This window comes from Mesorhizobium sp. M1334 (assembly GCF_040317995.1).
Lineage (GTDB): Bacteria > Pseudomonadota > Alphaproteobacteria > Rhizobiales > Rhizobiaceae > Mesorhizobium.
In genome coordinates this window covers 180,161-192,243 of record NZ_JAMYLM010000002.1, presented here as the reverse complement: position 1 = coordinate 192,243, position 12,083 = coordinate 180,161, and the positions used below count along the sequence as shown (strand labels likewise).

Annotated in this window: 11 protein-coding genes; 2 read left to right on the top strand and 9 right to left on the bottom strand. The window is 64.0% G+C overall.

The genetic code is table 11. The features are described from left to right. Positions 1-82 precede the first annotated feature (82 nt). Together NKH17_RS04295 and NKH17_RS04290 are read left to right on the top strand one after the other, a co-directional pair. Complete coding sequence (locus NKH17_RS04295; protein ID WP_352802136.1) at positions 83-997, top strand: endonuclease/exonuclease/phosphatase family protein; 915 nt, start codon at positions 83-85, stop codon at positions 995-997. Positions 998-1,004: 7 nt separating this feature from the next. Further along, positions 1,005-1,850 carry an EamA family transporter gene (locus NKH17_RS04290; protein ID WP_023675361.1) on the top strand — a complete coding sequence of 282 codons (846 nt, stop codon included), beginning with the start codon at positions 1,005-1,007 and terminating at the stop codon, positions 1,848-1,850. Here NKH17_RS04290 and NKH17_RS04285 read toward each other — a convergent pair whose 3' ends face one another. The 9 genes from NKH17_RS04285 to NKH17_RS04245 all read right to left on the bottom strand — a co-directional run bounded on the left by NKH17_RS04285 (position 1,851) and on the right by NKH17_RS04245 (position 12,080). Next, the gene (locus NKH17_RS04285) at positions 1,851-2,162 is read right to left on the bottom strand and encodes a Dabb family protein (RefSeq protein WP_352802134.1); all 312 of its coding nucleotides are present in this window, start codon (positions 2,160-2,162) and stop codon (positions 1,851-1,853) included. It lies immediately after the preceding gene. A gap of 10 nt (positions 2,163-2,172) precedes the next feature. Further along, positions 2,173-3,801, bottom strand: coding sequence for a GMC family oxidoreductase (locus NKH17_RS04280; RefSeq protein WP_352802132.1), 1,629 nt, complete (start codon positions 3,799-3,801; stop codon positions 2,173-2,175). Positions 3,802-3,813: 12 nt separating this feature from the next. Further along, complete coding sequence (locus NKH17_RS04275) at positions 3,814-4,575, bottom strand: 3-ketoacyl-ACP reductase (RefSeq protein WP_352802131.1); 762 nt, start codon at positions 4,573-4,575, stop codon at positions 3,814-3,816. After that, positions 4,572-6,086, bottom strand: coding sequence for a GMC oxidoreductase (locus tag NKH17_RS04270; RefSeq protein WP_352799920.1), 1,515 nt, complete (start codon positions 6,084-6,086; stop codon positions 4,572-4,574). The genes NKH17_RS04275 and NKH17_RS04270 overlap by 4 nt, the downstream gene beginning before the upstream one ends. 5 nt (positions 6,087-6,091) lie before the next feature. Next, complete coding sequence (locus tag NKH17_RS04265) at positions 6,092-7,207, bottom strand: ABC transporter ATP-binding protein (protein ID WP_352478183.1); 1,116 nt, start codon at positions 7,205-7,207, stop codon at positions 6,092-6,094. Positions 7,208-7,211: 4 nt separating this feature from the next. Continuing rightward, positions 7,212-8,156, bottom strand: coding sequence for a carbohydrate ABC transporter permease (locus NKH17_RS04260; protein WP_352478185.1), 945 nt, complete (start codon positions 8,154-8,156; stop codon positions 7,212-7,214). Continuing rightward, positions 8,153-9,112, bottom strand: coding sequence for a carbohydrate ABC transporter permease (locus tag NKH17_RS04255; protein ID WP_254816906.1), 960 nt, complete (start codon positions 9,110-9,112; stop codon positions 8,153-8,155). Before NKH17_RS04255 ends, NKH17_RS04260 begins: the two co-directional genes overlap by 4 nt. Before the next feature lie 142 nt (positions 9,113-9,254). Beyond that, positions 9,255-10,508, bottom strand: a complete 1,254-nt coding sequence (locus NKH17_RS04250; RefSeq protein WP_254816907.1) for an ABC transporter substrate-binding protein — start codon at positions 10,506-10,508, stop codon at positions 9,255-9,257. A 60-nt stretch (positions 10,509-10,568) separates the two neighbouring features. Further along, on the bottom strand, positions 10,569-12,080 hold the full coding sequence (locus NKH17_RS04245) for an aldehyde dehydrogenase family protein (RefSeq protein WP_352478188.1): 1,512 nt from the start codon (positions 12,078-12,080) through the stop codon (positions 10,569-10,571). Between the last annotated feature and the right edge of the window lie 3 nt (positions 12,081-12,083).

The following is a 12,083-nucleotide window of genomic DNA, read 5'->3' as shown; positions in this document are numbered from 1 at the left end:
CCCAAGCTCCCTCCGTTCGGCTGCACATTGCAACCAATCCACCGAACGGCTACTGCCAGCAGGAAACTGAGCCGGATAAGCAATGAAGCTGGTCAGCTATAACATCCAGTACGGCTTCGGCGGCGATGGCCGCTACGATCTGGCGCGTTGCGCCAAGGTCGTCGCCGGCGCCGACGTCATCGCCTTGCAGGAAGTCGAGCGGCACTGGTTACGCAGCAACGAGGACGACCAGCCGGAACTTCTTTCGCGATTGCTGCCCGACTACCATTGGGTCTACGGCCCGGCCTTCGACATGGATGCCAGCCAGCGGCGTGACGGCCGCATCGTCAACCGGCGGCGGCAATTCGGCACCATAGTTCTGTCTAAGCTGCCGATTGTCTGGTCGCGGCTGCACACGCTGCCGCTCAGGCGCACGCTGCGGCCGCTCAACACCCGCAACGCCGCACTTGAATGCATGATCCGCACCCCTGCCGGCCCGGTGCGGTTCTTTTCGCTGCATCTGGCGCATATCGCGGCCGAGGAGCGGCTGGAGCAGATCGACTATTTGCTGGCCGAGCATCGCCGCGCGCGGTCCGAGGGCGGCCCATGGAGCGGCGCCGACGACGAGCCGGCGCGCAACTGGAGCAATGGCGAACAGGAGCCAGAAAACCCCGTAGCGGCGATCTGGTTGGGCGACTTCAATATGGAGCCGGGTAGCGCCGAGTACCGCCGCATCGTCGGCAGCGCGCCCTATCATCGCGGTGCCGCCTATCTCGACGGTTTTGTCGACGCCGCCGCCGTCGCCCGCGAACCGACGTCGGACTTCCACACCCATGTGAAGACCATCGACGGCAGGATCGCAAAGCGCCGGCTCGACCATTGCTTCGTCGGCGGCATGTTTGCCGGGCGCGTGCGATCGGTCAGCGCCGATATCGGCCAAGTCGCCTCCGATCATTTTCCGCTCTGGGTCGATATCGACCTGGAGACGCCTATCGCCATAGGGACGGGCGGCGGATGAACCGCCGATGAGCCTGTTTGTCTTTTTCGCGGTGCTCGCCGCCGCTTCCATGCATGCGATCTGGAATGCGCTGGTCAAGGTCCATCTCGACCGTTTCCTGTCGATAACGCTGATGACGCTCGGCATGGGCGCCGCCGCACTGGTGACGTTGCCCTTCGTCGAGGTGCCGAAGCCGGAAGTGTGGCCATACATCCTCGCCTCGGTTGTCTTCCACATGGGCTACAGGACGTTCCTGATCGGCGCCTACAAGGCCGGCGATTTCGCCCAGACCTATCCGCTGGCGCGCGGCACCGCGCCCTTGCTGGCCGCTTTGGGGGGCGTTGTGGTGGTTGCCGAGATGCCGGCGCCGCTCGCCATTCTCGGCATTCTCTTGTTGTCGGCGGGCACGCTGGTGCTGTCGTTTCGCGGCGGCGCGCATCTGGAGAAATTGAACCTGCGCGCTGTCGGTTTCGCGTTGGGCACATCCATCTTCATCGCCAGCTATACGCTGTCGGACGGCAGCGGCGCGCGGCTGGCCGCCACCGCATCGAGCTATGCGGCCTGGTTGTTCGTCTGCGATGCGCTGTGGGCGCTGGTGCTTTGCGTCGTCTTTCGCGGCCCACAGGCGCTGCCGGTGCTGGCCCGCGACTGGAAGGCAGGAATCTATACCGGCGTGCTCAGCGGCGGCGCCTACTGGATCGTGATGTGGGCGATGACCAAGGCGCCGATCGCCTCGGTGGCGTCGCTGCGCGAAACATCGATCCTGTTCGCCATGATGATCTCGGTGTTCGCTCTCGGCGAGAAGATGACGGCATGGCGGGGTGCCGCGGTGCTCAGCATCGTTGCCGGCGTGGTTGCGCTGAGAATGGGATAGTCACGCGATCTCCAGGTCGAACACCATCAGGCCGTCCGTGCCGCCTTCGAGCGCCGCGACCAGTCTTGCGCCGGCTCGCTGATGCGCTTCATGCTCGAGATAGGCATCGCGTGCGGCGGCATCGCGAAAGTCGATGGTGAAGCCGTATGTGAAGCCGCGGGCGAAGGGTTCGGGGCTGGTGTTGGCGCCGAATTCGACCTTGCCCATGCCGTCGATCATCGACCGCAACGCTTCGAGATCGGCATGGATCGCCGCCCGCTCGGCGTTAGCGACATCGTTGCGGACTCTGACGAAAACACAGTGCCGGATCATTCCTTGTCCCTCATGCCGCTCGGTTGGTGGAAAACACCGCCGGCGGCAGCGGCTCGCGGCCAAGGATCAGATCGGCGCCCTTTTCACCAACCATGACCGTCGGGGCATTAGTGTTCGAGGAGGGGATGAGCGGCATCACCGAGGCGTCGCAGACACGCAGGCCATCGATGCCACGTAACCTGAGCTCCGGCGTCACCACGCTCATCGCATCGTAACCCATGCGGCAGGTGCCGACCGGGTGGTGGTCGGTCTTGGAACTGCGGCAGGCGTAGTCGAACAGCTCGTCGCCGCTCTGCAGGTCGGGTCCCGGCAGTACCTCGCGCAGCACATAGGGGGCCAGCGCCTTCTGCCGCATGATCTCGCGCGCCAGCCTCAGCCCCTTGATCGACATGTCGCGGTCATAGGGATCGGACCAATAGTTCGGATCGATCAGCGGGCGGTCAGCCGGGTCGGCACTGTTCAGCCGCACCGTGCCGCGCGAGCGCGGGCGCAGGAAGGCCGAGTTCAGTGTCACGCCCGGATTGTTCAGCTTCTCGACGCCGGCCTCGATGCCGGAGCCGAGGCCGAGATGCAGCTGGATATCGGGAGAGGCGGCGGTCGGATCGGCGTACCAGAAGCCGCCGGTCTCGAACAGGCTGGAGGCCACCGGGCCCTTCTTCAGGAGCAGGTACTGAAGGCCGGCCCACGCCATCCAGTGCAGCTTGGCGTAGTTGTCGTAAGTGTGCTCGCCGGTGCATTCGGCGATGACGAACAGGTCGAGATGATCCTGCAGATTGGAGCCGACACCTGGCAGGTCGTGCACAGGCGTCACGCCGGCCGCCTTCAAATGGTCGGCAGGGCCGATGCCCGACTGCATCAAAAGCTTCGGCGAGCCGATTGCGCCGGACGAGACGATCACCTCGCGTTCGGCGCGCAGGATCGCTGGCTGGCCGCCCGGCCTGTCGACGATTTCGACGCCGATGGCGCGGCCCTTGTCGACGACGATGCGCGTCACCAGAACGCCGGTCCTGATGGTAAGATTCTTGCGCTCGCGGATCGGCCTGAGATAGGCGACCGAGGCGGAGGAGCGCTTGGCGTCCTTCTGCGTCAATTGGTAATAGCCGACGCCCTCCTGGCTGGCGCCGTTGAAGTCGGGATTGAAGGGGATGCCCATCTCCTGCCCGGCGCGGAAATAGGCCTCGCAGATCGGCAGCGGCGCGATCGGGTTCGACACGCCGAGCGGGCCCTGGTCGCCGTGAAAATCGTTGGCATAACGTTGATTGTTCTCGGCGCGTTTGAAATAGGGCAGCACGTCGCGATAGCCCCAGCCGGCAAGACCTTCTTCCTTCTCCCAGGCGTCGTAGTCGCGGGCATTGCCGCGCGTGTAGATCTGGGCGTTGATCGACGAGCCGCCACCGATCACCTTGGCCTGCGTGTATCGGAAGACGCGGTCGTTCATGTGCTTTTGCGGCACAGTCGACCAGCCCCAGGCGGCGATGCCCTTGGTCATCTTGGCAAAACCGGCCGGCATGTGGATCAGCGGATGCCAGTCCTTGCCGCCGGCTTCGAGCAGCAGCACCTGATGCGACGGATCTTCGCTCAGCCGGTTGGCGAGTACGCAGCCGGCCGGGCCGGCGCCGACGATTATGAAGTCGGTCATGGCATCACCTGTTCATAGCCTCGGCACCGACAGCGCGCCGTCGACATTGATGACCGAGCCGGTCGAAAAGCCGAGCTTGCCGCCGGCGAGCGCCGCCACGGCGGCACCGATATCCTGGCCCTCGCCCCAGCGCATCGCCGGCACCAGCCCGCTCTCGATCAGCGCGTCATATTTGGCGGTGACACCCGCGGTCATCTCGGTGCGGATGATGCCCGGCCGCACCTCGAACACGGCGATGTTTTCGGTGGCAAGCCGCAGCGCCAGGTTCTTCACCCACATCGAAAGCCCGGCCTTGGAAATGCAGTAGTCGCAACGTTCCGGCGAGGCCATAGCGGCACTGACCGAGGTGACGGTGATGATCGATCTCGCACCATCGCCCGGCAGGCCTAGCATCGCTTTGGCGACGGCCTGGCTGAGGAACACCGTGCCGCGCAGATTGATGCCGAGCACCCGGTCGAAATTTTCCGGCTTGAGCTCGAGCAGATCGCCGCGCAGGACAGTGCCGATGCCAGCATTGTTGACCAGGCAGTCGATGCGGCCGAAGGCGCTTGTCGCGACATCGATCAGCGCTGCATGGCCGTCGAGGTCGGCGATGTCGCTGCTGGCATAGGCAAATTTCGCGCCGCGCCCGGTGATGTCGGCGGCGAGTTCGTCGGCGGCTTCGCCGGCAAGGTCGGCAACGAGGATGTCGAAGCCTGCATCGGCCAGCGCCTCGGCGCAAGCAAGGCCGATGCCGCGCGCGCCGCCGGTGACGATGGCTGCCGGGCGGCTCATGTTGCAAGCTCCGTCTTGCGGATGTGGTCGGCGACGCGCAGCGCCTGTGCGGCGATCGACAGCGCCGGATTGACGGCGGCCGAATTCGGCAGGAAGCCGGCATCGACGACAAACAAATTGCTGTGGTCGAAGGAGCGGCAGAACGGATCCAGCGGCGAGGTCGCTGGATCGTTGCCCATCTTCACCGTGCCGCACTGATGCGAGGGCGTGCGCTTGTCAAACGGCCGCGACAGGACGATCGGATAGCCGCAGGCGCGGAAATTCTCGCGCATCACCTTGGTCAGTCCGTCGAGCGACTGCATGTTGGAGCGCCGCCACTGCATGACGATGTCCTTGCCGTCGACCATGATGCGGCTCTCGGGATCGGGCAGGTCTTCACACATCAGATACCAGTCGACGGCGTGGCCGGCCATGAAATCGAGCGCGAATTTGGGCGCGCGCCTGACATTGGCCTTGAGGATATTGCCGTCGATCTTGCCGAGGAGCTGGACATTGCCGAGCGGCTTGCCGCCCCTGCCGTCGGACAGATAATAATCGTTCAGCATCAGCGTCTTCTGGTAGACGGATTTGTTCCGGCGGCGTGGATCGATCGCCAGCATGGCGCTCGAATTGTGGTTCATGAAGTTGCGGCCGACCTGGTCGGAGCGGTTGGCCAGGCCTTTGCCACCGCCTCTGCCCTGAGGGGTGGGCGAGCGCAGCAAGATGGCGGCGGAATTGACTGCGCCGGCCGATAGGATGACCAACTTCGGCGCGACTTTCTTCAGCGTACCGTTCTGTCGATAATGGACGGCGGCGATTGTCCTCGCATCCGGCGATGCCTCGAGATGTTCGACGTGGGCGCCGGTCTCGAGCTTGATGTTCTGGTCGGCAAGGGCGGCGGTCAGCGGCCCCGTTTGGGCGTCGACCTTGCCGACGCCGGTGTTGGGAAAAGCGTCCCACGGCGTGCTGCCGTCTTTCAGCCAGGCTTCGAGGTCGACGCCGAGCGGCAGCGATGCCGGGTGCAGGCCCAGGCTCCTGAGCTCGGCGCGGGCACGCGCGATCGGCGGCTCGTCCGGCACCGGCCCGAAAGGGTAGGGCATCGAGTGGAACGGCTCGGTCGGGTCTTCGCCGAGTGCACCGCGCACGCGGTACAGCTGCTCGGCCCTGGAATACCAGGGTTCGAATTCCTCGTAGGAAAACGGCCAGGCCGGCGAGATGCCGCCATAGTGCTCCATCTCCGAAAAGTCTTCCCTGCGGTAGCGGATCAGCACCGCGCCGTAGAATTTCGAATTGCCGCCGACATAGTAGTAATTGCCCGGGTTGAAAGGCGCTCCGCCGGCCTCGAGCCACATCTCCTTCGGCCTATAGTGGCCATCGACGAAGATTGCGCGGGTGTCGCGTGCGTGCGGGGTTGCCGGCAGGGCTTCGCCGCGTTCCAGCATCAGGATCGAGGCGCCACTGCCGGCAAGGCCGGAGGCGATCGTGGCGCCGCCGATGCCGGAGCCGATGATGACGATGTCTGGATTTGTCATGGCCGTCAGACGATGCGTTTCTCGGTCGCCGGATCGAAGAACACCGCCTTGGTCAGGTTGAAGGCGAGCGGCGTGACCGTGCCGGGCTGGATGTTGGCATCGGCGCGCAGCCGCGCCACCACCGCCTTGCCGCCGAGATTGGTAACCGCGAACGTATCCGAGCCGGCCGGCTCGATGACCTCGATGTGACAGTCGGCGCGGGCGATGTTCGAGGCGTTGCGTTCGGCGCCTTCGGGATCGGTCAGTGCTTCCGGGCGGACGCCGAAGATGATTGGTTTTCCGTGGAATGCCGACAGGCCGGCCGGCGCATTGGCCAGCGGCAGCGAGATCGGCTGGCGCGCCTCGCGCTCCATGACGACGGAGAAGCCGGATCCGTTGCTGCCGATCGTCGCCGGGATCAGGTTCATCGCCGGCGAGCCCATGAAGTCGGCAACAAACAGGTTGACCGGATTGTTATAGATTTCAGCAGGTGTGCCGAACTGCTGCACCTCGCCGTCGCGCATCACCGCGATCTTGGTGGCCAGCGTCATCGCCTCGATCTGGTCGTGCGTGACGTAGACGATGGTGGTGCCGGTGGTGGCGTGCAGGCGCTTGATCTCGATGCGCATGTCGACGCGCAGCTTGGCGTCGAGATTGGACAAAGGCTCGTCGAACAGGAACAGCTTTGGATCGCGCACCAGCGCCCGACCCATGGCGACCCGCTGGCGCTGGCCGCCGGAAAGCTGGCTTGGCTTGCGCTTCAGCAAATGGCCGATCTGCAGGACCTTTGCCACCTTGTCGATCGCTTTCTGGCGCTCATCGGCCGGCACGCCGCGCATCTCCATGCCGAAGGCAATATTCCCGGCCACCGTCATGTTCGGATAGAGCGCGTAGCTCTGGAACACCATGGCGATGTCGCGCTTGGAGGGGTGGAGATCGTTGATCGTGCGTCCGTCGACGCGGATTTCGCCTTCGGTGATGGTTTCCAGGCCGGCAATGGTGTTGAGCAGCGTGGACTTGCCGCAACCGGAAGGCCCGACCAGCACGAGGAAGCCGCCCTTTTCCAGGTCGAGGTCGATGCCTTTCAGGATCTCGACCGCTCCGAACCGCTTCTTCAGCCCGTCAATTTCCAGAAAAGCCATGCGATTATCCTTTGACGGCGCCGGCCATAAGGCCGCGCACGAAATAGCGGCCAGCGAGCACATAGACGAGGAGCGTCGGCAGCGCGGCGATCATCGCCGCCGCCATATTGACGTTGTATTCGACGACGCCGGTCGAGGTGTTGACGACGTTGTTCAGCGCCACCGTCATCGGCATCACGTCGCCTGAGCCGGCATAAGCGGAGGCGAAGAGGAAGTCGTTCCAGATGTTGGTGAACTGGTAGATCACCGTCACCACGATGATCGGCAGCGAGTTGGGAAGCATGATGCGCCGGAAGATCTGGAAGAAGCTGGCGCCGTCGATCTGCGCCGCCTTCACCAGCTCGTTCGGAAACGCTTCGTAATAATTGCGGAAGAACAGGGTGGTGAAGCCGATGCCGTAGACGACGTGAACGAACACCAGGTTCACGGTTGGATTGCCGAAGCCGAAGGTGAAGCCGGTCGCGTTCTGCAGCTTGACGCCGAACCGGCCGAGGCTGCCGAGGATCGTTGCCATCGGCAAGAGCACGGACTGGAACGGGATGAAGCAGGCAAACAGCATCAGCCCGAACACCAGCGTCGCCCCGCGAAAGCGCCACTTCGTCAGCACATAGCCGTTGAGCGCGCCGAGCAGGGTCGAGATGATGACCGCCGGAACCACCATCTTGATCGAGTTCCAGAAATAACCCTTCATGCCGACGCAGGTGAGACCCGAGCAGACTTCGCTCCATGCCCTTATCCAGGGTGCGAAGGTCGGCGCCTGCGGCAGCGCCAGCATGTTGCCGTTCTGGATCTCGTCCATGGTCTTGAACGAGGTCACCAGCATGACGAGCAGCGGCATCAGATAGAACAGCGCAAACAGCGCCAGCAGCCCGTAGATGACGATACGGTTGACCGTCCTGGCGCTGATACCGCCAGTGCTCTGGCGAGCAGGAGTGGCTATGGCGCTCATCGCGGCTTCTCCCGAAGCTCGGAATAGAGATAGGGAACGATGATCGCGGTGATAGTCATCAGCATGATCACGGCGCTGGCCGAGCCGACGGCCATTTCGTTGCGCTTGAAGGTGTACTCATACATGAAGTTCGACGGCAGCCAGGCCGAGCCGCCCGGCCCGCCGCTGGTCAGCGCGACGACCAGATCGTAGGACTTGATGGCGAGATGCGCGAGGACGATCAAGGCGGACAGGAAGATCGGCCGCAGCAGCGGGATGACGATGCGACGGTAGAGCTGGAAGGTGGTGGCGCCGTCGATCTGCGCCGCCTTCAGGATCTCGCCGTCGATGCCGCGCAGGCCGGCCAGGAACATCGCCATGATGAAGCCTGACGCCTGCCAGACACCGGCGATGACCACAGTGTAGATGACGAAGTCCTTGTTCTTGATCCAGTCGAAATGGAAGCTCGTCCAGCCCCATTGGTGCAGCGTCTGCTCGAGGCCGAGGCCGGGGTCGAGAAACCATTTCCAGGCAACGCCGGTGACGATGAAGGACAGTGCCATCGGGTAGAGATAGATCGGCCGCAACATGCCTTCGCCGCGGATCTTCTGGTCAAGCAGGATCGCCAGGAACAGCCCGAGCGCCAGGCAGATGGAAATATAGAGGAAGCCAAAAATCCCCATATTGGTGATCGAGGTGTACCAGGAGGACGGCGGATCGCTTTCGAAAGTCCAGCGCCACAGCCGCTGATAGGCGCGTGGCCCGGTGATCGCATAGGAGGGAAAGGTCTTGGAATTGGTGAAGGACAGATAGATCGTCCACAGGATGAAGCCGTAGACGAAGACGATGGTGGCGGCGAAGCTCGGCGCCAGCACGAGCTTCGGCAGCGCATCCTGCAGGCGCGAGCGCACCGAAGCGCCCGGACGGGCGTCGTGCTCCGGCGTCAGCGTGATACTGGTTTCAGCAACTATGCTCATCGATCCATTCCGTATCGCGGGTCCGGAATTCTGTCGTCGCGGCCTCTGCGGCACGAAGCGTGCCGGTCAGCGCAACCGCAAAACCCCTCCGCAGGGGATCTCCCCGGCTTGCGCCGGGGAGATCGTTCACATGGGCGGGTGCTTACTTGGCGTCTTCGATCGCGCTGACCAGTTGGGTCACCGCCTCGTCCGAGGTCTTGATCTGGCCGTGGACGAACTTCGAGACGACATCCTTGTAGGCGTTGGCAACCGCCGGAGGGGCGCCGTAGCCTTGCGCCAGCGAGCCGAACAGGGTGCCGCCTTCGTTGGCGGCCTTCAAATCGGCCATGCCCTTCTTGCCGCATGCGTCGAAGTCGGTGTCCGGCACGTCGGTGCGGGCCGGGACCGAGCCCTTGACCACGTTGAAGGCCGACTGGAAGCTCTTCGACAGAGTTGCGGTGGCCAGAGCGATCTGGGCGGCCTTGCGGTCTTCCGGAACCTTGAACATGCCGAACATGTCGGAGTTGTAGATCACGCTGCCGTCGGTGCCCGGGAAGCGATAGCAGAGAAAGTCGGTGCCCGGGACCTTCTTGGCGGCGTTGAATTCGCCCTTGGCCCAGTCGCCCATCACCTGTACCAAGGCGTCGCCCTTGATGACCATGGCGGTGGCGAGGTTCCAGTCGCGGCCCGAGAAGTTCGGGTCGACATAGGTGACGAGCTTGGCGAGATTGTCGAACGACTTCTTCATCGTGTCGGACTTCAGGGATTCCTCGTCGAGGTCGTTGAAGGCCTTCTTGTAGAACTCAGGTCCGCCGGTCGACAGCACGACCGAGTCGAACATGGTCGCTTCCTGCCAGTTCTGGCCGCCCAGCGCGAGCGGGATGACGCCCGCCGCCTTGGCTTTGTCGAGCAGCGCGATGAAGTCGTCGAAGGTCTTGGGCTCGGTCCCGCCGATCTTGTCCATCACCGCCTTGTTGATCCACAGCCAGTTGACCGAGTGGACGTTGACCGGAGCCGCGACCCACTTGCCGTCATAGACGGAGAATTTCTGCAGGGCGGCGGGAACGGACTTGTCCCAGCCTTCCTTTATCGCCGTCTCGGTCAGGTCGCCCATGACGCCGGCCGCGGCGTAGTCGAGCACGGTATAGCCAAGCATCTGCGAGGCGGTCGGGTAGTTGCCGGCCGCCACCATCGCCTTCAGCGCGGTCATGGCGGCGTCGCCGCCACCGCCGGCCACCGGCACGTCCTTCCAGGCAAAGCCTTCCTTGGCCAGATCCTGCTTGAGCACGTTCAGAGCGGCAGCTTCGCCGCCCGACGTCCACCAATGCAGCATCTGGACTTCCTTGACGTCCTCGGCATGGGCCGCGAACGCAACGCCCGCTGCGAGAGCCGTCCCGATAAGCAGTTTGCGCAACATGTACTTCCTCCCTTGTTGAACTTACAACGACCGGCGGATGGCCACCGGGTTCTTCCCAACTCAGCCGACCCACCATCCGGTGCGCTGGCCGCGATGAAACTGGATTGTCTTTTCCTCGGTATAATCCTCGACGGCGCGCTTGCCGAGTTCGCGTCCCAGACCGGACTGCTTGTAGCCGCCGAAAGGCAGTTCGGGATAACCTTCCATGAACGTGTTCACCCAAACGGTTCCCGAACGCACATTCCGCGCCACCGACATGCAGGTATCGATGCTGGCGCTCCACACGCCGGCCGACAGACCATAGGGCGTGTTGTTGGCGATGCGCAACGCCCTTTCAATCGATTCAAAAGTCAGCACCGAGAGCACCGGCCCGAACACTTCCTCGCGCGCAATGGCCATGTCTTCGGTGACGTCGCGAACGATTGTCGGATCAAGGTACTGGCCGGCGCTTGAAGCACGCTGCTTGCCGCCGCAATAGATCCGGCAACCGTCGTTTTCCGCTGCCGTCACGTAGCCGGTGACCTTGGCCACATGGTCGGCGGAGATCATCGCGCCGACCTTGGTGCGGTCGTCGAGCGGGTCGCCGACAACCATCTTGGCAGTAAGTGCTTTGACGGCGCCGAGGAAGTCGTCGGCGATCGCCTCATGGACGATTAGCCGGCTGCCGGCATTGCAGCATTCGCCGGCGTTGAAGAAGCCGCCGAATACCGCCGCGTCAGCAGCGGCTTCGAGGTCGGCATCGGGAAAGACAAGCTGGCCGTTCTTGCCGCCGAGTTCCATCGAGACTTTCTTCAGCGAGTTGGCAGCAGAGGCCATGGTCATCCTACCGACCCGGGTGGAGCCGGTGAACGACACCATCTCGACCAGCGGGTGGCTGACCATCGGTGCGCCGACATCGGCGCCCAGACCGGCAAGGATGTTGACGACGCCATCCGGCAGGCCGGCCTGCATCAGGATCTCGCCGAGCACGAAAGTCGAGGCCGAGGTCATCTCGCTCGGCTTGATCACCGCCGTGCAGCCGGCGGCGAGCGCGAAGGGCAGTTTCTGGCTGACGATAAGGAACGGGAAATTCCACGGCGTGATGATGGAGACGACGCCGATCGGTTCGCGCAGCACGACGCCGAGCATGGCGTCGCCGAGATTGGCGTAGCTTTCGCCGTGAAGCGTGCGGGCAAGTGCCGCGGCATAGCGCCAGATGTCGACGGCGCCGCCGATCTCGCCGCGCGCTTGGGCAATCGGCTTGCCGGATTCCAGCACGTCGAGCCGGGCAATCTCGTCCAGCCGCGCCTCGATCAGGTCAGCAGCCTTGAGCAGGATCGCGGCGCGTTCGGCGGCCTTCATGCGCGGCCAGGGGCCGGTCTCGAAGGCCTTGTGGGCAACCTGTACCGCCGTCTCGACGTCCGCCGCGCCGGCCTGTGCATAGCGCGAGACGGTGAAGCCGTGGCCGGGGCTGCGGCGCTCCAGCGTGCGGCCGTCCTGGGCATCGACGAACTTGCCGCCGATCAGCAGCCGGTAGCTTTTCGGCGCTGCGGCTGCCTCGGCGGGCATGGCGATGTTGAGAGGTGCGTTCATGTG